General features: G+C 54.0%; 20 protein-coding genes, 2 tRNA genes and 1 pseudogene. 5 read left to right on the top strand and 18 right to left on the bottom strand.

Features of this window, described 5'->3' with window-relative positions; all coding sequences use genetic code 11:
• Window positions 1-188: 188 nt before the first annotated feature.
• Window positions 189-264, bottom strand: a tRNA-Ala gene (locus tag ACMTNU_RS01310).
• A 277-nt stretch (window positions 265-541) separates the two neighbouring features.
• On the opposite strand from ACMTNU_RS01310, the gene ACMTNU_RS01305 reads away from it, so the two are divergent.
• Together ACMTNU_RS01305 and ACMTNU_RS01300 are read left to right on the top strand one after the other, a co-directional pair.
• Complete coding sequence (locus ACMTNU_RS01305; protein WP_413933395.1) at window positions 542-1,858, top strand: adenylosuccinate synthase; 1,317 nt, start codon at window positions 542-544, stop codon at window positions 1,856-1,858.
• A gap of 116 nt (window positions 1,859-1,974) precedes the next feature.
• Window positions 1,975-2,050: transfer RNA gene (locus tag ACMTNU_RS01300), tRNA-Lys, on the top strand.
• Window positions 2,051-2,190: 140 nt separating this feature from the next.
• Here ACMTNU_RS01300 and ACMTNU_RS01295 read toward each other — a convergent pair.
• From ACMTNU_RS01295 to ACMTNU_RS01220, 16 genes and pseudogenes are all read right to left on the bottom strand, one after another.
• Window positions 2,191-2,616, bottom strand: a pseudogene (locus ACMTNU_RS01295) (site-specific integrase); the annotation flags it as partial.
• Between the two features lie 565 nt (window positions 2,617-3,181).
• Window positions 3,182-3,493, bottom strand: a complete 312-nt coding sequence (locus tag ACMTNU_RS01290; protein ID WP_413933394.1) for a helix-turn-helix transcriptional regulator — start codon at window positions 3,491-3,493, stop codon at window positions 3,182-3,184.
• Between the two features lie 55 nt (window positions 3,494-3,548).
• Window positions 3,549-4,004 carry a hypothetical protein gene (locus ACMTNU_RS01285; protein ID WP_413933393.1) on the bottom strand — a complete coding sequence of 152 codons (456 nt, stop codon included), beginning with the start codon at window positions 4,002-4,004 and terminating at the stop codon, window positions 3,549-3,551.
• Window positions 4,005-4,013: 9 nt separating this feature from the next.
• Entirely contained in the window at window positions 4,014-6,296 is a 2,283-nt protein-coding gene (locus ACMTNU_RS01280; protein WP_413933392.1) for a hypothetical protein, read from the bottom strand.
• 15 nt (window positions 6,297-6,311) lie between these two features.
• Complete coding sequence (locus ACMTNU_RS01275; RefSeq protein WP_413933391.1) at window positions 6,312-6,851, bottom strand: hypothetical protein; 540 nt, start codon at window positions 6,849-6,851, stop codon at window positions 6,312-6,314.
• A 529-nt stretch (window positions 6,852-7,380) separates the two neighbouring features.
• Window positions 7,381-8,088 (bottom strand): hypothetical protein, encoded by a 708-nt coding sequence (locus tag ACMTNU_RS01270; protein ID WP_413933390.1) that lies wholly within the window; start codon window positions 8,086-8,088, stop codon window positions 7,381-7,383.
• A gap of 38 nt (window positions 8,089-8,126) precedes the next feature.
• Complete coding sequence (locus ACMTNU_RS01265; protein ID WP_413933389.1) at window positions 8,127-8,903, bottom strand: hypothetical protein; 777 nt, start codon at window positions 8,901-8,903, stop codon at window positions 8,127-8,129.
• 392 nt (window positions 8,904-9,295) lie between these two features.
• Window positions 9,296-9,802 (bottom strand): hypothetical protein, encoded by a 507-nt coding sequence (locus tag ACMTNU_RS01260; RefSeq protein WP_413933388.1) that lies wholly within the window; start codon window positions 9,800-9,802, stop codon window positions 9,296-9,298.
• Between the two features lie 280 nt (window positions 9,803-10,082).
• Entirely contained in the window at window positions 10,083-10,304 is a 222-nt protein-coding gene (locus ACMTNU_RS01255; RefSeq protein ID WP_413933387.1) for a MerR family DNA-binding transcriptional regulator, read from the bottom strand.
• Between the two features lie 80 nt (window positions 10,305-10,384).
• Window positions 10,385-11,521, bottom strand: a complete 1,137-nt coding sequence (locus ACMTNU_RS01250; RefSeq protein ID WP_413933386.1) for a hypothetical protein — start codon at window positions 11,519-11,521, stop codon at window positions 10,385-10,387.
• A 496-nt stretch (window positions 11,522-12,017) separates the two neighbouring features.
• Window positions 12,018-12,203 (bottom strand): hypothetical protein, encoded by a 186-nt coding sequence (locus tag ACMTNU_RS01245; RefSeq protein WP_413933385.1) that lies wholly within the window; start codon window positions 12,201-12,203, stop codon window positions 12,018-12,020.
• Window positions 12,200-12,445, bottom strand: a complete 246-nt coding sequence (locus ACMTNU_RS01240) for a hypothetical protein (RefSeq protein ID WP_413933384.1) — start codon at window positions 12,443-12,445, stop codon at window positions 12,200-12,202. Before ACMTNU_RS01240 ends, ACMTNU_RS01245 begins: the two co-directional genes overlap by 4 nt.
• Before the next feature lie 54 nt (window positions 12,446-12,499).
• A complete protein-coding gene (locus tag ACMTNU_RS01235) occupies window positions 12,500-12,868 on the bottom strand; it encodes a hypothetical protein (RefSeq protein ID WP_413933383.1) in 369 nt (122 codons plus the stop codon).
• A gap of 250 nt (window positions 12,869-13,118) precedes the next feature.
• On the bottom strand, window positions 13,119-13,652 hold the full coding sequence (locus tag ACMTNU_RS01230; RefSeq protein WP_413933382.1) for a hypothetical protein: 534 nt from the start codon (window positions 13,650-13,652) through the stop codon (window positions 13,119-13,121).
• A gap of 13 nt (window positions 13,653-13,665) precedes the next feature.
• Window positions 13,666-14,082, bottom strand: a complete 417-nt coding sequence (locus ACMTNU_RS01225; RefSeq protein WP_413933381.1) for a hypothetical protein — start codon at window positions 14,080-14,082, stop codon at window positions 13,666-13,668.
• Window positions 14,083-14,137: 55 nt separating this feature from the next.
• Window positions 14,138-14,284, bottom strand: a complete 147-nt coding sequence (locus ACMTNU_RS01220) for a hypothetical protein (RefSeq protein ID WP_413933380.1) — start codon at window positions 14,282-14,284, stop codon at window positions 14,138-14,140.
• A gap of 102 nt (window positions 14,285-14,386) precedes the next feature.
• On the opposite strand from ACMTNU_RS01220, the gene ACMTNU_RS01215 reads away from it, so the two are divergent.
• From ACMTNU_RS01215 to ACMTNU_RS01205, 3 genes are all read left to right on the top strand, one after another.
• Window positions 14,387-14,557, top strand: a complete 171-nt coding sequence (locus tag ACMTNU_RS01215; RefSeq protein WP_413933379.1) for a hypothetical protein — start codon at window positions 14,387-14,389, stop codon at window positions 14,555-14,557.
• Between the two features lie 100 nt (window positions 14,558-14,657).
• Window positions 14,658-15,116, top strand: a complete 459-nt coding sequence (locus tag ACMTNU_RS01210) for a hypothetical protein (protein WP_413933378.1) — start codon at window positions 14,658-14,660, stop codon at window positions 15,114-15,116.
• 179 nt (window positions 15,117-15,295) lie between these two features.
• Entirely contained in the window at window positions 15,296-16,030 is a 735-nt protein-coding gene (locus ACMTNU_RS01205) for a hypothetical protein (protein ID WP_413933377.1), read from the top strand.
• A 101-nt stretch (window positions 16,031-16,131) separates the two neighbouring features.
• Here ACMTNU_RS01205 and ACMTNU_RS01200 read toward each other — a convergent pair whose 3' ends face one another.
• A complete protein-coding gene (locus ACMTNU_RS01200) occupies window positions 16,132-17,187 on the bottom strand; it encodes a type II TA system antitoxin MqsA family protein (protein ID WP_413933376.1) in 1,056 nt (351 codons plus the stop codon).
• Window positions 17,188-17,883 lie beyond the last annotated feature (696 nt).

Raw genomic sequence — 17,883 nt, 5'->3', positions numbered from 1 at the left:
TTTAAGAGGCGAACTCGAACGAACGAGAAAATCAATAGGTAGGGAGGCGAGGCCACGGAATGAAGTTGCACCGGGTGGATAGCTGAAGAACGAACATCCTCGTTAGACCCACAACTGCAAAGAGATTGGTCCGGCTGCGACCAGATGGATGACCCTCAAAACACGGCCGGTTTGCACAACATGCGTGTTGGTGGAGCTGGCCGGGATTGAACCGGCGACCTCGTGAATGCCATTCACGCGCGCTCCCAACTGCGCTACAGCCCCACTCTCACGCGAAGAAGTCAGGGAAATTAATTCGAAAAATGAAGATGTTGAGAACGAATCGGCATGCTAACACGCGGATACAGGGCAGTCAAGAAACCACCGGCGTGATCTTTTCCAAGAGATTACGAATCCAAACAGTTCTCGATCCCACGAGCTGAGACGAACGGCTTGACAAAACAGTAGGTGATACCTACCATGAGCCCCCTTGGCTCTGGTCTCTCAATCAGGTCAGAGCCATTTTTTCGTGCCAAAATCGGGACCGGGACATCGTTGAACTATGGGAAATCTCGTCATTATCGGTGCGCAGTGGGGCGATGAAGGGAAAGGGAAGATTGTCGATATCTTAGCCCGTGATACCGACATCGTGGTGCGTTATCAAGGTGGGTCCAACGCCGGGCATACCGTGATCAACGAACGGGGGACCTACATCTTCCATCTTATTCCCTCGGGAATCCTCTATCGTGGAATGACCTGTGTCATCGGCAACGGGGTGGTCGTCGATCCCGGCTCCTTGATCGAAGAAATGGATCAGCTGCAAGCCAAGGGCATTACGTTCGGCAAGAATTTCGCCGTCAGTCAGCGAGCGCACTTGATCCTTCCCTATCATAAGGCTATCGACCGAGCGGCCGAACAGTCGAAGGGATCACGGAAGATCGGCACGACCGGACGAGGGATTGGACCATCGTACGCCGACAAAATGGCACGGATCGGCATCCTCACGGGGGATCTGCTCAATCCGACCTTGTTCAAGAGAAAACTCGAAGAGAATCTCGTAGAAATGAACTGGTTCTTGGAGCGGCTCTATAAAGTCGACACCTTTCAGGTGGACAAAGTCTTCGACCAATACATGGGCTATGCCGACCGGCTCAAGAACCATATCGTTGACACCACCATGTTGCTGAATCGGGCCATTGAGAAGAACAAGACGGTGTTGTTTGAAGGCGCGCAAGGGACGCACCTCGATGTGGATTTCGGCACGTATCCCTATGTGACTTCGTCGAGCGCCGCAGCCGGGGGTGCCTGCACCGGAACCGGTGTCGGACCAACGATGATCGATGCGGTGATGGGCATTGCGAAGGCCTACACCACCAGAGTCGGGAGTGGCCCGTTTCCCACCGAACTGACGGATGAAGTCGGACGAGGGCTTCAAGAACGAGGGAAGGAGTTCGGCTCAACCACAGGACGGGCCAGGCGCTGCGGGTGGTTTGATGCGGTGGTGGTTCGCCATGCCACGGTCGTGAATGGGCTGACTTCGCTGGCGCTGACCAAGCTGGATGTGTTAGATGGGTGTAAGGAGTTGAAGCTGTGTACCGGCTATCGACATGGCGGTACCATCCATAAGACGATGCCGGCCGATCTGGATGTGTTGGCCAACAGCGAGCCGATTTATCAGCGAATGAAGGGGTGGACCACAGCCACGACGGGAACGACGAGTTATAAGCAGCTCCCTGCCGAAGCGAAACGCTATGTGACACGCATCGAAGAGCTGGTGGACTGCCGCATCGATATGATTTCGACCGGGTCCAAGCGTGCGGAAACAATTATGTTGCGCAATCCGCTGGATTGCTCCCGCCGACGTCCCAAACGCTCCTGAAAATAGCCAATGGTCATCGGTCAGTGGTCAATGTTATGATGTGTCCGTGAGTCTTTGGGTGGCTTTCATCCAGTCGCTTCACGAATAACGATTCACGTTTCACGCCACGAGATTGTGAGCCGGTAGCTCAGTCGGTAGAGCATCGCCCTTTTAAGGCGAGGGCCCTGGGTTCGAGTCCCAGCCGGCTCACCATTTTTCAATAGGTTAGGGTCACCCACCGCGACCGCTGGTCGTTCATAGGACAATCCATAGGACAATTTGAAGGCGGAATCGAGCTGCGTGACCGCATCACGGAGCTTTTGATCCCACGCGGGACCGCCATGGGAATAGCTCACTGTCATGCCTGGCATCCGGTGACCCAGGAGGGCTTGCCGCACTTCATAGTCGACACCAAGGCCCTGCAATCGGGTAGCAAAGGTGTGCCGGAGGTCGTGAAAGTGCAAATCTTGAATCTTCGCCAGGGTACAGACTCGCGCCCAGTACTTCTTGAATGCACGCACATCATTCCAACGTCGAAACACTCGGCCGTCAGTCAGTGAAGGCAACGGGTCATGAAGCGCCCACAGGGCTGAGGTGTTCAAGGGAACGCGCGTTGGAGTACCCTTCAGTCGCGTCGCACTCTGTGGGAGGACCAACCACCAGCCGTCGGCCTCCTGTCGGATCCATGAACGGTCGATGCTGAGGAGTTTGGCCTCTCGTAATCCGGTATTGAGCTCTGCCACCACAACTCGCCACAATTCTTTGAGGACTTTAGGCATGACACGGTCCTTGAGGAGCCGAATTCCTTCAAGCTCTTGAGCCTCAGCAACACGAGTACGCCGTTCTGCGTCTGGAAGCTCCACAGCCTTGAGCCGGTTCTTATCGAGCCAGTCATAGCGGACGCCGAGGTTCAGTAGCCGCATTAGCACTTGCCACTCTCGGCGGATGGTACCTGCGGCGGCGCCGGCTTGTTGTCGGTGCCGAACATAGTCCAATCCATCTGTAGGAGTCAGTGATGATACGGCTCGGTGACCGAACGCCGGCAAGAGATGGTTCTCAAGAATTCCTTTCGGACGTACGTGATCGACCCGTTTTTTCACGGCGAAACTATCCCAGAACAACGTGAGCAGGTCGCGGAGGGCGGGTGTGGATTCTCTGCTGCGGGGTAGAGCAGATTGCGTCTGTATCTTGGCGGTCATGGCGATCGCGGCCTCCTCGGCCTGTTGCTTCGTGAGGTTGTAGCCAAGAAGCGGACGATACCGAACACCCTTCAAGCGGAAATAGAGATCGAAGGCCAGGCCTTTCTTCGTATGTCTTTTAGTGATCGTGTACGCCATGCGGATCTCAACGATAACGGGGATTGCGATGGTAGACACCTGATCTACGAATGTCCAGAGCATCGCTCGAAGAGAGCACTCCAGTGCTAACAGAGCTGCTACCTGCGGCCTGTGAGGCAACCTGGGGATCGATCGCCACGCCTGACGAGAGCACAAGCTCAACGCGACCAGTCTTGACCCATGCTTCAAGCTCATCCTGATCAAACAAGAGTGCGCGTGATCCTGGGCGTCGATACCGAGGAATATCTTTTCTCTGGTACAGAGAAGATCTCGACATCCTAAGGAACTGTGCGGCTTCTTGAAGATTCAACGGCCTCATCACATCTCGCGTTTATGCAGCGCTCCACACTATTCGAACCTGTCCCAGGTATTCCTCACCCCATCCACTGATCTTTATTCTCATCGAAGTGAGTCGCCAGCCACTCTCGCACTTTGCGGAGCCTCGGTGATTCCTCGCCTTCTAAGATGGCATGATCCACGGCTTCCTCAAGCCGCGCATCGATTGCCGGCCATGGATCAATGTCGACAAGGTCCGCCTCCTCCACCGAGCAGATCGTTTCGTCATTCGTCACGCAGAGCATTCGATGTGGCGCCTGACCATCGACCGTGAGGACAGTACCAGGCCCCTCCATGCGACCATCCGGCAGGCTCCAGCACACTGCCACTCCAGGAAGCAACGGCACTGGCGAGACGATCTTGAAATGCCTTGCGGCCTCATTCATCACCTTCACCGCCTCATGCAGCGGCAGGTCCAACGTTTCACCAGGACCATGAAGGCTCGTGCCGGATTCGCGGATAAGTGTGACATCACTGAAGCATTGAAGGACCATCGCTACTCCTCACCAACCGAACCCCAACTCGCGTCGATTTTTCAGAATGACATCGATCACCATGCCCTCAAATTGACGCCGGACATTGACCTCAGGCTGTTGGCCAGCGACCACACCGTGAAAATTCACAATCACTGGTTGTTGAGTTGCCGACGATGGCACCGCGCCGCTGTTCAACTGCGCCAGCGCCTGCATCCCTCGACGGTTCAGCACGCCTTCGCCCGGCGTCAACATCGCCCGCACCGTGTCGCTGTTCCCCGCGCCCAACACCGGCCCACCCGAGGCAAACTGCAGCCCGCCGAACAATCCACCGGCATTGACCCCGCCGGACAGCGCCGCCGCCCCGCCGCCCCCGCCGAATAATCCGCCGAATCCACCGAAGACTCCACCCAGCCCGCCGCTCATCAACCCCGTCGCGGCCTTCAGCGCCAGCATCGTCGCCAGCTGCGCCATCACCTGCGCGACCATCTGCTTCGCGAAATTGGCGAAGCTCTTGAACAGATCGTTGAGCGATTTAATGTTGCCATCCATCACGTCAAAGAAAAACGTCCTGAAATTCTGTTCCATGAACTGTGCCGTCCGCTGCGCCATCTGTGCCGCAAACCCGAAGGCGGAATCGGTATTCCGCACATAGTTCTCCAGTCCATGTTTCCATCCTTCAAACACATTGCCTGAATATTCCCGATGCAACGCCGCCAGCCGCGCCAAATATTGCCGTTCCAAGGCCTCCCGCTCGATCCCCGTCAACTGCGTGCGCTTCAAGATATCCTGCGACAGCTGCGCGTCTTGATTCTGCCAGGCGATGATGAGCCGCCCCGCCTCGTCCTGCGTGAGCTGTGTTTCCTTCGTCAGCGTGGCCCGCAAGAGATCCATCCGGTGCGTATACCGTTCTTCCGTCGAGGCCCCAATCTGGTTGTCGTACTCCACCCAGGCCTGCGCGAGCGTCACCATCCCGCCCCGCTCTCGCTCTTCCGCCTCTGCTTGCGCTGCCAGCATACGATCGGCATCGGCGATTCCGCGCGCCGCGAGATCCCGCTCTTCTCCATCACGTGCCTTCCTGACCTCATCGGCAATCTGCTCCTGCCGGAACATCAGATCCAATTCCTCCCCGATCAACCTTTTCTGAATCTCGAGGGCCCGATTCCCGGTCAGCCAAATGTCGAGCAGATCGTTCGCATGCTGGGTATTCCATTGCCCGGTCCACAGTTGAACCTTCTCTGTTGCCCACTTGGCTTGGTCAAACGGCTTCTCTGTAGGTGATGTCACGCCAGGCTTCACCGAACCATCCGCACTCAACGGTACAGTTCTCGACTTGTTCGCCACCGGTCCTTCCAAGAGTGGAGCGGCCAAAGGGTGCTGCAACTGAAACAGCCGGAGGGTCCACTCCTTCTCGATTCGCGCGAGTTCCCCCTTCAACTGTTCCCATGACAGGCTGTCCTTTCCACCGCCAAACGCAAACTTCCAGACCACCGCAAACTCTTTCGCGGCCTGGGTGAGTCCCAGCAGGTGTTCGCCCATAACTGCAAACGTGCTGTGAACGGATCCTCCAACCGGACCGGACGCGATCTCTTTCATCAGTCTGACGATATCGGTCAGCGACACCAGCAACGGCCGGCCGGCATTCGTCACGAGCCCCTTCATCGCCGCCTCGAGTTTTTTCAGCTCCAGGTTGAACGCATCCGCCGCCTTGGCATCCTGCTCAGAGAGCGTGCGACCTAATTTCGCGGCCTCGGCTTCTTGTGCCTGAATGGCTTCCCTGCCTTGATTCAAAAATGGTAGAAAGCCCTCCCAGGCTTTACCGAAGGCCTTGACCGCGACTTCATTCTTCCCCGCACCATCCGCAGACGAAGCGAAGACGTCGGCAAGATCGAGCATCACGGCTTCGATCGGACGGAGTTTCCCTGTGGCATCAACCGCCGACACCCCCAGCCGTGCAAAGAGCTCCACGGAATCTTTGTTCCCTCTCGCCGCCTCCACCATAGTGACGGACAGGGTTTTCATCCCGTTGATCAGCGTCTGCTGCTCGACGTCGGCCATCTTCGCCGCATGGGCTAAGGCGCTGAAGCTCTGGACCGTCGTGCCCGCCTTTTGTGCCCCCTTCAGCATCTCCTCGCCGAAGTCCGCCGTACTCTTCGCCACAGCAAAGAGCGCCGCCCCGGCTGCCGCCAACTGCGTGCGCCAATCCTTGATAAAGTCATTGAATTGCCCGATCGCCCCGCGCGAGGACTGCAGCTCGCCCTTGAACTGATCGGCGACCAACCTCAGCACCACCGCGAGTTCGTTGTCCGCCATCTTAATCTCCCTTCGTCACCGTACGACCTCAGACTCCCCTTCACCGGAAAGCGTTTCGAGGGCTTGATAGATTTCCCGTTCAAGCAGGTCTTGCACTTTGCGATGATCTGTCTCGTGCGCAAGATCAGCGGCGATTCGTGCCGGGATATTCAGCATGGTGTCTCGCACCAGCCGCCCGAGTCTGAACCACTCTCGGTCGACCTCTTCCGCTGGAATGAGCTTCTTGATCCGCTCCAGATATTCCAACTCTGTAAGCTTCGCTCTGAATCTCTCTCGTTCGGCCTGACTCTCGATAAACGTGGGATGCTTCTTCGTCTCGGGATCGACCTCTTCGTCGGACATCGGGTCTGCCGGGATTGGGTGTGCAAACGCACTTCGGGCTGCATGCCGCGCAGCCTCACGCCGACGATCTGCCTCGAGAAAATCGAACTCTTGATGATAGTCAATTCCGATGCGCTTCAGCTGCTCAGCAGCTGATGACATGGCGATACCAGCGTGATCGGCATACCGCTTCAAATATCCAGGCCGACGTTTTATCTGTATTGCATTATCCACAATAACAACTACTTAGCCTCATTTTGAGACCTGGCACTAACGAAAAAACGCGCTCTTGCTTACCCGTATGAAGCAAAGCTCAGGAAGGACCCGTGATTTATTTCTGCTGTCGACTATCGCCTTCCATTCCCGACACTGCGAGGCATCCAATGATTCAAGCATGAGGCATGAGAAGAGGCGTGAGATCACTGGAGTAAGTGCCATGTATCGACCTGTTCGATCCGTGCTCGTCATACGTCCGTCCTGCTGATGCACCGATTCTCTGTCATCCCACCATGCTGGATGAGAGGTCGACGCTCCTGATGAAAGGCTACGATCCGACGGTCGTTCATCTCGAAGACCGTCGCGTGACGATGCGGACAATTCCACCGAAACCCACAGCGGGTAAACACCGGCTCCCGATATCGACACCTGGGACACAACACCGTGAAGAGACCTCTTAATTCTTGTGCCATCGTGTGTAACCGGCGGCGGGCAGGAGACCGATGCTCACGCACCGGGGAGGGCACCCGCCGCCGCAACCGCCCCCCTAGTTAGTCACCGCTGCGAGCTGTGCTCGTCCGGCCAATACGCATTCAAAGCCGTCACGCAGGGGAAGGTCCTTCGGCACGGCATAGGCCTCGCCGCCTGTAGAGGGTCGGATCTCACGGAGGCCCGAGTTCTCAGAGATCCAGAACCCGCGTTGCACAGATAACGTAAAGCTGGGTTTCTCAGCGAAGAAGCACGTCAGCAAGGCACAACCACGCTCCGGATCGCTTGACACGAGCGCCAGCAATTGCCCAAGCATGCATTTCCTCCACTCGTAGGCACCAGCTAGCTCATCACTCCACCGACTGAATAGCCGCTGCTTCCCGTAACGCGCTTCAAGTAACTCCCGGGCCTGCTTCCGAAGGGTATTGATCGTCAGCGCCACCTGCTCCGCCGCGCGTGCGCGTCGAGTATGAAGGTCGTCAAGCGCACGGGCAAAGACCTCGCACTGAAGGCGAGAGGTTTCGAGTTCCCTCTGACGCTCACTGACTGTTTCGACAATAGCTTGTGGATTATCTAGGAGCGCATCGCTTCCCCACTGACCGCCCACTGTACGCAGTGAATGCTGCAGGGCGGTATGTCGCGATCGTAAACGCCCGAATTCAGCAAGATGCCGTTCTACCTGATGAGCAAAATCTTTCTCGGTTCTCACCGCCGACAGATGCACATCCAGAGCCGCTGCGAACTCTTCAAGACTCTTTGTCCTCATACCATCCTCCCTGGTTAGTCGAGCCCTATCTGTCGCCACTATTCTTTCGTCACAAAACGCACGCGCCCTCTGGTGAGTTCTTCGAACGCCTCCTCCTCGCTCAGACCACCTGGAACCGAAGCCAGCACACCCACCTCGAGTGGCGCCTTGTTTCGAGAGGAAGCTGGAACAAACCCGCTGGTCACGCAAACCTGAAACGACTCTTGCCGGAAGAAGGTCGCGAGGGCAGCCAGCAGGTGATTCTCGGTGAAATCGGCGGCAAAGCCTTTGAAGAGCAAAAAATTAAATGCGCGCGATCGCCAGGCCTTTCGCCATCGGGTAGCTGAGTTCGGATCGGAATCCATCCAGGTCACCTGGCCACGGAGCCCATACATCCCCGAGTCATGTTCAACGAACTTGTACTCATAGAGCTGCGTGAGACTGTCGCGTAAAGATCGAGACAGGTCTTGGAGGTCGACCATCAGCCCATTCATCGCCTCCTGGCTGAGGAGAAACGCTTCACGTTGCTCATCCAGCTGTTGACGACATCGAGATAGAGCGTTCTTGGCCTCGGCAATCTGCTGCCGGAGCGTCGAGACCTCACCTGGCTTCACGGTCCCAAGGAGGGACGACTTGGTCACCGTTTTGAGCCGACCTTCAAGCTGGTCCAGCTGTTGTATGGCCTTGCGCTCCTCCGCTTCGCAGACGATCAGTTGACGGTACTGCTCACTGAGGACTTCCCGACCTCGTGCAGCCTCTTGTCGCTTCTGCATCACTGTCTTGAGTGAGTTGAGCGTCGCCGTCTCGTCCACTTTGTCCTCTGTTTCAGTTAGCATGTGTTCTCTCCTCCTTGGTGTGAATAGTGTCCTGATAACTTATGCCCATATCACCGCATCAACCGGCCCAACCCTACGGTGCATCAAATGCACTCGCTGCTCAGAGTCACCCAGCGTCATAAACCGCTGACACAGATCCAAATTACACAGCAAACGAGTCAGCTCCGTGCTATCGAACTCCAGGGACATCAGCCTGTCGAGCCGGGGAGTTGCCTCGCCCGGCCCGGGTGATGGACAGTTGCTGCTGTTGATGACGGCCACCCCGCCGGAAATGCAAAAACGCGCGCGATTAGTTTTGCCAGGACACTCTCTTTCTCTTTTAGAAAGCAATACGTTAAAGAGCCTGAGGGTGGTATGGGATGGATTGGGATGGTCTGGGTTGGGATGGTTCTTCATGTTGCACTCGAACGCGGCGCCAGTCGACCGACAATGTCCAAGACTTCCGACACGACCTCGTATTGCGCGGCCTCTGGAAGTGTGAATGGTTTTTTGTCGCCCTTGGAATTTGCTTGCGTCACGGTCTCAACCTTGACGGTAAATAGAAATTGACCAAAAGCTTTCATGGTCACACGATCCGCTCGTCCACCGGTGTACGCAGCAATAATGCGCGCCCAGCGGCCAAGTTTGCTGTAAGCTGATACCTTTCCTTTCCGGGGTATGTTCACGAACCCGGGCAGGATGACGTGATTCTCCAGGCCGATTCCGCGCAATCGAAAGCGGAATTGCCAGTACGTGCGTCGCCACTCTCTGCGGTCGACTTTCGTGACTTTCAGGCACTCAGCTGTGTAGTTACCGGGCGCGACTCGGACTGGGGCCGCATCGATCTCAAGCTCCATATCCGAGACGACAGGTATGGTTTCAGTGGTCAGTAGGATGTTTTCATCTAAGTCACGTGACACACCGCACCTCCCCTTGCTGGACGAGTTTTCCCCTCCACCGTCATGCGATACTCATTCGACAGCTGCCGCCCATCACTGGCGAATCGATGAGAGAGCATCAGCACTCGGCGGTTCTTCAGATCTTGAATTGCCCGACAGACTGCGCGCCGTGAAAAACCAGTGAGTTTGGATATTTCGTACAGCGATGGGTTACACGCTGCATGACCTTTTGAAAACCAAACGAGGGCTTCCATAACGGCTTGATCAACAGAGGGTCGAAAGGGTCGTCGATGCGAGCTTTTCATCGAGCGAAGCCTCGCCTCTCCTGGCGTTGCTTGCGGAACGCCTCCACGGCACTGCGCGAGAAAATCCTCACACCAGTTGCAGTCCGAGTAGCGGGCAAAACGCCAATGCGCTCAAGCTGACGCACACGATCAGCACTCATTCCCAGTGCGCGAGATACTTCACCCACTGTCAGGATTTCTACTACTGAACCAAGAGGTATGATATTTTCAGTATTCATGGTGCCTCCAATCTATGAACTTGGAGACAGGATGGCACAACGATACAGGTAAGACTTCCTCCCTCAACTGAAATTTTGTGCTACTCGCAGGATCGGGGACGCACAAAGTCGTGGTAGAGGATGAAGACATCGCGATCCAAGAGGATGTCCCTCACCGTCTCTTCGAGGGACTTGGGGAGAGGAAATGTTGGACCTGTAGTGGGGACAGTAACGAACCAATCACCAGTCTGTGGGTCTTTCTTGAGGGCACGGTCACTATCAACAGGCCAGTTCAATCGGCGCGCAGCTTGTTGTGAAACTCTCGAGTTTAATGCAAACCGGTTGAGCGCCATATGGTTTCGAAGGAACTTATCGATGAGGCGTTCATATTGATCAGGCTGCTCGTCTTGGCACTTCTTCCACGAAAAACCCGGATTGTCTTGTGCGTAGCGGACTTTCGCTGTTTCGATCCCAGGAGTCGTCAGTTCTTTGAATCTATCTGGATCAGTCCGTTCCAACGTTTTCCATGGGAAACGCTTCAATTTGAGTTTCCGATTGAATATCTCATCCCAAAAATCATGTGATTCATATTCCCCTTCGCCTTCAGCACTTCCTTTTTCTACTCTCTTGATAGGTGAGATTTTGGTGGGCCATTCTGAGATCGTAACACCACGCTTCTGAAGCCTTCCTCGCCAATTCTGCCAATTCTTGTACACGAGAAATGCGGCCAAATTCCTAGCGGCTATTTTCTCGGGCTCTAGCCTTAGACCGCGATGCTCCTTTGTTGCGCAGGATCTGATTATTTTGATAATCGGCGATGAGCTCTCCATAGCCAATTTCAGTCGGTCCAGCAGGGCAGGACCTAACCATACCGCTGTGCTATAAGCCATGCGCTGGAAGGGCCTTCCATTATCTTTCCTTTTGAATAGTTGTGATCGCCTAACATGGTTTTGAGCTTCCCGTACTGCCCCTCCAATCAAGTATCCAAATCGAGTATCTGACGATTCATCGCCGTTGTGAAATGAGGCTAGTCGCTGGAATACGTCTTTCTCTGCCATAAACTTGAGCGAAAGATGCTCTCTATCTTGGTTGATTCGAATCGTCACTGGAACAGAACGGCCACGTTGGACTCTGCGGGTAGATTTGATTTCTAGAATGCCGATTCCAGAGGGTACGGGAGCTTGCTGTGAATCCGATAGGTTCCCACTTCCAGCAAGGATAGCTTTGAGTGCCAGCATGCCCAGACGACGCTCGCTAACGGTCTCCAACCAACGATCGTGTAGTTTACAGAATGTCGTTGGAGCGGCATGCAATTTCAACCAGCTCTTGGCCTTTCCATCAAGATAGATGGGGATGTGAACTGAAATCGTCCCATCTGTGGCCTTCCCCTTGACCTCAAATGGATCCCACCGGACAGGATCTGGCCACTCTCTATGATCCGGAATGGACGTCGGTATTCGGTTTTTCGCGATGCGGGCACTGTCACCAGCGAGGAGCTGTTTGGCAAGCTTGATGGAGAGATTCTTGCCAACAACTAGAACCGATCCAGGCTCTCCGAGTAATGCACCTTGCTTATCTTTGAGGGTACAAGAAAGCCTGATCTTCTTCCCACGTAACGACCTTGGCAACATATCCCCTCCTCGTGGGGCCTCGCGTGGAGAAGGAAGGGCCGGAGCCGCGAGGACGACTCCATCACACCGGGGATCAGCCGGCGCTTAGCCCTTCCGGTGATGCTCAGATTTTGATCACCTTCCTCATTTCGTTCGCCTCTGCTGCTGTGATTTTACCCGCGACGACGTCCTTCATGATACGGGCTATCATGGCACCCTTGTGATGGCCCGGCATGCCTTGGATGGCGTCCAGTAGGTCCCTCTTTTGTTCCTGTTGATCCACACGATTGGCCCTCGTGTCAGGTTTCATGGTTGTGCTCCTTCATGGGGCTCGATCAGTTGCCGGCAGCGCGTGAGAATGTGCTTCGTATGCTGGACATACAAGCCGAGATTGACGCCGATGTAGCTGTCTTCCGCTGCCGCACAGTCCGCATTCCGAGCGACGACGTCTTCGACGGTCACCAGACTCAATTCCAACTCGTTCAGCGCCTGTTCGAGACTGTCCACGTCACGCTCACCAATCAGGGTCCGCACGTGCGCTTGTTCAATCATGTGACTGTCCTCCCTCGCTCTGAAGAGCATCCGTTTGTCATAGCCGCACCACGATCAGCGCGACCACTGCGAGCACAACTCATCCTCCGTGATGGGATAATGACCAGCTCGCGCCCCAAAGCAGCGCCTACGAACCTGATATCGTTCGAGATCATTACTAGCATCCACCATGCCATCAACCACTCCATTCAGCAGATGGTCCAGGAACAAGAGACCTTTATGCTTGGTAGAGAAGGGGCCGAATCGTCTGGGACGGAGGCCGGTCACCTCCACGCGCACAAACCACACTGGCCGACCGAACTGATCACGGCTCAGTTTGAACCATTCCTCACGTGACTTCACCTCCATGATCTGGATCCGTTCCCGCTTCTTGCGTGGCGCGACGGCCTTGGCGTTGTCCGTATCGATCAATGATTTTCCCATCGTGTATCCTCCTGTTCAGGTTCGTGTGTTAGCCCGCCAGATCGGAAGTATTCAAGGCAACCACTTGTTAGCCTCCTCATCCGACCGTTCAGGATGAATTGTTGGTGTTCCGTTGTTTATCCACGCTATCCACAACCGTTCACAGCCCAGATTCAAGATTCCTGATTAGTGATTCCCGATCCCTGATTGAAGATAAGGATCTAAGATTTAAGAGTTCCTACGCCGGTCGGAACGCTCGTTGAACGAGTGTTCAGACGACCATGCTAGCCACCTTCTGACGCTCGTTCGACACCGGTCGGAACTCCCGTTCCAACAAGTCTGGAAACGCTTGTGCAAACGGTGACAGCCCGCTCCGGAGACAGTGGACTCTGGCCAGCGAGAGAAACTCGTTCATCAGCTCCGGGCTATCTGGCAGGTTGCGGACCCGCGCAATCACCGCCTTCTGCACGTTCTTGCTGTCCGGCTGCTGATACCGGAGCGCATTTCGAACAAGGAGCAGGCTCGTCTTCTCATCGAATCGTATGAACCCATCCGCTTCCAGTTTCAGCAGCATGTCTTTCACCCGCCGGAGTGGCCAGCCCATATCTGCCGCGATGTATTGAGGCGGCAACACAAAGAAGCCCTCCAGTGTTCGATGTTTCGTTGTCAGCAGGTACAATGCCAGTAGCTTCTGCGAGTCTGGCCAGGTGGCGACCTTTTCATCCGACCAGAAGTGACAGGCCACCCGGTAGTAGCGAGGAACATCGGGCCGCGTTGATTTATTCGTCTCAGCGTGGTCCAGCATTGAGACCTCTCCTTTACACTTCGTGAGCCGCCGTTAGGCTGGTGGCGCGGTTAGCCCTTCGCGTACCAGGCATCTGTAACGGAGCAATCGGATCGGAGTTGCTGAATAATTCATGAGTGAGCCGAACATAGGTGGCGAGCTCGCTCCCGCCGTCAAACTCACTTCTCAATTCGTCAACAATGAGTCGCACAATGCCGGCATCGATGTGCGATCGGTTTTCTGCAGCCATGAACAACAGATCTAACCGCTTCTTGCAGTTCCCGAGAATGTACAGGGCGAGGTCACCATTTTCTGCAAACCATTTGAGGCCGAATGGTTTCTGATCAGTCACGTCTCTGATCTGCCCATCTCGATCGTGACAGAGAACTCTTGCCTGTAACGCCAGACTCGGCTTGGTTTCCTCAGTTTCGGTCGTCGTCTTGGTTTTCACAGGACCTCCTGGTTTAGAAGTTCAGAGCAAACGGTGCACCGGAGAGACGTCACGCTCACGATCGCAGTTCCTTTCGTTGCTTGAATTCCTTCTCCAGCAGATTGCGGATGAACCCACTGGCCGACGTTCCCTCCTTTCGCAAGGCATCCAGTTTGACCTTCAGCCCCTTCGGCACGCTGATCAGTACCTTCACCATCGCCATAACTCTACCTCCTTTGTTGGGATGACTATATCTCATGACATAACAAGATAGCAAGTTATCATGTTGACCATATAACCTTCCTAAGCTATTGTTTCGGTTGCGATGGCAAAAACTACGAAGGACACTGAGCGGAAACTCTTTGGTGTTCGAATGGATCGCGCCCTCATGGTCCAGCTTCAACACCTGGCAACGGATCAAGACAAGTATGTCAATGAACTCCTAGAAGAGGCGGCAAAGGACCTGCTGAAGAAGTACCGCGAGAAGGTGAAATAGACCTTCAGCTTATGTGCTGACAAGAGTCAGGCGGCACGTGCCGAGTGCCTTGATTGCGATCCGTCACCAAGACTCAGCAGGAAGGATTACGAGGCACCCAATGAAAAGCTCGATCACCTTTGGACGGCTGGGCACCCACAGCCTACTGGCTTTCTTCCTCATCGCCTTTGCTCTGGGCTGTACACGCCTCACACCGCAAGAACGAGAACATTACGCCTCTCGTGTCTACGATATCCCTCATGAGCGCGTGTTCGAAGCAGTGAAAGAGCGGGTTCGGCAATACCCGATGGGTCTACAAGAAGCTGATCCCCAGCAAGGCATTGTGAAAAGTCGGATCGGTGGAACCACGCCCGGCATCGGAGCGACCGTCGGCTATCAAATCACCGTCATGGCGACGGCAGAAGGTGAGCGAACGAGGGTAGTACCAAGCTGGCAGATGAATATCTCGTCCGAACCAACGAAAACCCATCTACTTCCCGTCACAATCGACGATCGGCCGCTGCTTTACTTGGAGTTCTTCGATGCACTCGATGAACAGCTTCACAAAGCACGCCAGTAGCAGCCGCCTCGACGTGTCCATCCAGAGCGCGTCACCGCTAAAAAAAGCATCACGACAAGAGGCATTCCCCGGCCATGAGTGTGTCTAATTGGGTCCTCACCACTTTGACCTCCACCACCGCTTCGACAGTTCTTATTGGGATCTTGGCTTGGCTTGGTCGGAACCTAATTGAGATCCGCTTGAAAGCGAGTATTGAACATGACTTCAATCAAAAACTAGAAGAAATTCGCACTGATTTTCGTAAGAGCGAAGAATCGTTCAAGGCCGATCTCCGCGCTAAGGAAAGCCAAATCGCAGCACTACAAACAGGTGCGCTTTCCGGGATGGTAAGCAGACAAGTGGCTTTAGACAAACGACGACTGGAGGCGATTGATCAGCTCTGGGCCGGTATTGAAGCTCTTAAGCCCCTCACGCTGGCTGCGAGTTGGATGAAGACAATCGACTTCGAAAAGGCTTTAAAAACAGCATCAGAAGATCCGCGTACCAGAGATCTCTTCACAAAGATGTCACCGCAGCTCGATCCCAAAAACCTCCCCAATCCCGATGTGCACAAAGTACGTCCATACGTGTCGGAGATGGCCTGGGCATTGTTTTCCGCATATCAAGCGATCGTTGGGTATGCAGCGGCTCAAATTTTCATGCTAAGGGTGGGATTAAACTCGGCACACATACTCGACTCAACGGCCGTCTCAAGGCTCGTCCTAGCAGCACTGCCGCACTATCAAGAATATATCGAGAAGCATGGGTACAAAGTCTTTCCCCTCATTGTTGATACGCTCGAAGCAGAGCTCTTAAAGGAGCTGCAGCGTATGATGCGCGGTGAAGAGTCAGACAAACATAGTGTCGAGCAAGCGGCAAAGATCATGCAAGAGGTGAGGGATGTCAATAAGGCGATTGACAAAGGTTCGACATAACAGTTTCCGAATGCTGGTAAGGCACCGCGTTGAGGAGCGCTGGCAGTGGCTCGGTCATGGGCCTCTGGTGGAATGGACGGCAGGGATACTGCGAGTATCTCTCAAGGATTGAGATTTAGCTTCAAATCTTTAGCCCATTTGTAAGATATCACTTCACCGGGTTGGGTATTCTTATATCCTTCTTCTTCGTGTGAGAGCGCAACAATTTCTGATGCGCTCATGTGTTTAAGAGTTTTTAAAATATCAGTCATTAACTTGCGCTCTTTGGATGAGAAGATAGATAAATCCGTCTTGCATAAACTCCTAAATTTCTCTCCAAGTATACCTTCACGGGTAATGAACTCTTCCGACTCGATCCATTTTCCCATCAGCGATGCAAGATGATATTCATAGTGTTTAGGAACTGGCCCGTAAGGGAAGTGCACATATTGAAGGCCAGTGATTGATCTTTGGATCTGCCTGAAGGATACGAAGTCACAATACCAGAGCAACTTGTTCAGCTTTGTCTTCGTCACGTAAGGGATTTGCCAGCATATATACGAAACAAGGTTTTCGAACCTCTCACTATCGAAGAGGCGATACCCGGTTGAGATATCTTCTTGAGTGGGCGTTAGTACACCCTGAAGAGCCTCCTGAAACTGGTCCCACTCACTTTCCCCAATGATAGCGGCAAGCCGCTTTTCCACTTCTCGCTGCTGAATATCGGTGAGCTTGTGCCGATTTCTCTCAAATAGGACCTTAAAAGTTTTTGGATCTCTCAAAAGCACGAGCTCGTTGTTATGCGAATCATCCTGGAGAGCCCCATGTTCATATCTGTGAAGAGTGATCTCGCCCCAACCAAGTATGCGACCAAAAGCTCTCTGGCTCAGGCCGTACCTCTCACGCAGGGATTTAATTTCCTCTGGCTTAAGTAAGTTCTTCTTTTCTCTGTAAATGGTATATGCGGTTGCGAAATTGACTTCTTCTTCGTCGGTTGTTGAAAAATATTCGCCACAGGCAGAGCACCTTCGCAAGGTAGCTGTAAATTTAACAGGGGTATCGCGAATATTGAGAACGTCCTTTCTGAAACCTTTCTCGATTTGAGTTGTTTGATCGCAGACAGGACAAGTAGATACAAAGCATTGTTGCACGGAAAAATCTTTGGAGGCTTTACTCATTTTTCTTCCCTCCCTTTTTCTTACGAAAAGGGAATACTAGAGGCTGTTCCGCAAGATGAAACGAAAGACATTTAGCAAAGAAGCGATCCTGCCGCTTTCTAAGAGTCAGCTTAATATAGAGCTCTTTGCCATCTATGGTTGATCCAAAAATCCATACGTCTTGGCCAGCAACGTCTACGTCAGGAAGAGGACCTGCAGAATAGTCTAAAACACTAAGGTCCAGAATTAGACTTCGTCTTTGGCTTGGCATGAGCCCGAGGTCTGCCAAAGCCTGAGCATTCTTGTCGCGAGGAACTACCCAGCACTCGGGTGGCCAGTGCGTCCTGAAGGTCTGGAGAAATATTTCCACCTGCCACTGCTTGGACAAGGATTGACCTCCTTATAAATGGCAGGCTGCCCATGATGTTATCATATGATAACAGTCTAGACAAATGCGAGCATATTGTCCAAGAGTTCTCAGGCAATGGATTCATCTGGTGGGCAGTGGGATCATGCGGGCTAAATTCGTCACCAGGTGCGATTGCGGGGTGCGAAGAGAACGATACGAGAATGGTTATCCTATATAGGACACGGGTCTTGTAAATCGTTGTAAAACCACGCTACTCATTGGACGGTTCTGAAGTGTTACCGTGTTGATTTTCCTCAGTTTGGTCGGTGCTTTTAAGGCGAGGGCCCTGGGTTCGAGTCCCAGCCGGC

Origin of the sequence: Nitrospira sp. BLG_1, from assembly GCF_047338595.1 — a bacterium.
Classification (GTDB): domain Bacteria; phylum Nitrospirota; class Nitrospiria; order Nitrospirales; family Nitrospiraceae; genus Nitrospira_D.
Note: the sequence above shows the minus strand (reverse complement) of the source record. Positions and strands in the feature narration are given on the sequence as shown.

Coding starts and splice junctions, on each gene's coding strand:
- ACMTNU_RS01265 (WP_413933389.1), bottom strand. CDS start 8,903: ATGCTAACTGAAACAGAGGACAAAGTGGACGAGACGGCGACGCTCAAC.
- ACMTNU_RS01200 (WP_413933376.1), bottom strand. CDS start 17,187: ATGAGTAAAGCCTCCAAAGATTTTTCCGTGCAACAATGCTTTGTATCT.
- ACMTNU_RS01280 (WP_413933392.1), bottom strand. CDS start 6,296: ATGGCGGACAACGAACTCGCGGTGGTGCTGAGGTTGGTCGCCGATCAG.
- ACMTNU_RS01240 (WP_413933384.1), bottom strand. CDS start 12,445: ATGATTGAACAAGCGCACGTGCGGACCCTGATTGGTGAGCGTGACGTG.
- ACMTNU_RS01285 (WP_413933393.1), bottom strand. CDS start 4,004: ATGGTCCTTCAATGCTTCAGTGATGTCACACTTATCCGCGAATCCGGC.
- ACMTNU_RS01245 (WP_413933385.1), bottom strand. CDS start 12,203: ATGAAACCTGACACGAGGGCCAATCGTGTGGATCAACAGGAACAAAAG.
- ACMTNU_RS01305 (WP_413933395.1), top strand. CDS start 542: ATGGGAAATCTCGTCATTATCGGTGCGCAGTGGGGCGATGAAGGGAAA.
- ACMTNU_RS01290 (WP_413933394.1), bottom strand. CDS start 3,493: ATGAGGCCGTTGAATCTTCAAGAAGCCGCACAGTTCCTTAGGATGTCG.
- ACMTNU_RS01250 (WP_413933386.1), bottom strand. CDS start 11,521: ATGCTGGCACTCAAAGCTATCCTTGCTGGAAGTGGGAACCTATCGGAT.
- ACMTNU_RS01255 (WP_413933387.1), bottom strand. CDS start 10,304: ATGAATACTGAAAATATCATACCTCTTGGTTCAGTAGTAGAAATCCTG.
- ACMTNU_RS01230 (WP_413933382.1), bottom strand. CDS start 13,652: ATGCTGGACCACGCTGAGACGAATAAATCAACGCGGCCCGATGTTCCT.
- ACMTNU_RS01235 (WP_413933383.1), bottom strand. CDS start 12,868: ATGGGAAAATCATTGATCGATACGGACAACGCCAAGGCCGTCGCGCCA.
- ACMTNU_RS01220 (WP_413933380.1), bottom strand. CDS start 14,284: ATGGCGATGGTGAAGGTACTGATCAGCGTGCCGAAGGGGCTGAAGGTC.
- ACMTNU_RS01210 (WP_413933378.1), top strand. CDS start 14,658: ATGAAAAGCTCGATCACCTTTGGACGGCTGGGCACCCACAGCCTACTG.
- ACMTNU_RS01270 (WP_413933390.1), bottom strand. CDS start 8,088: ATGAGGACAAAGAGTCTTGAAGAGTTCGCAGCGGCTCTGGATGTGCAT.
- ACMTNU_RS01215 (WP_413933379.1), top strand. CDS start 14,387: ATGGCAAAAACTACGAAGGACACTGAGCGGAAACTCTTTGGTGTTCGA.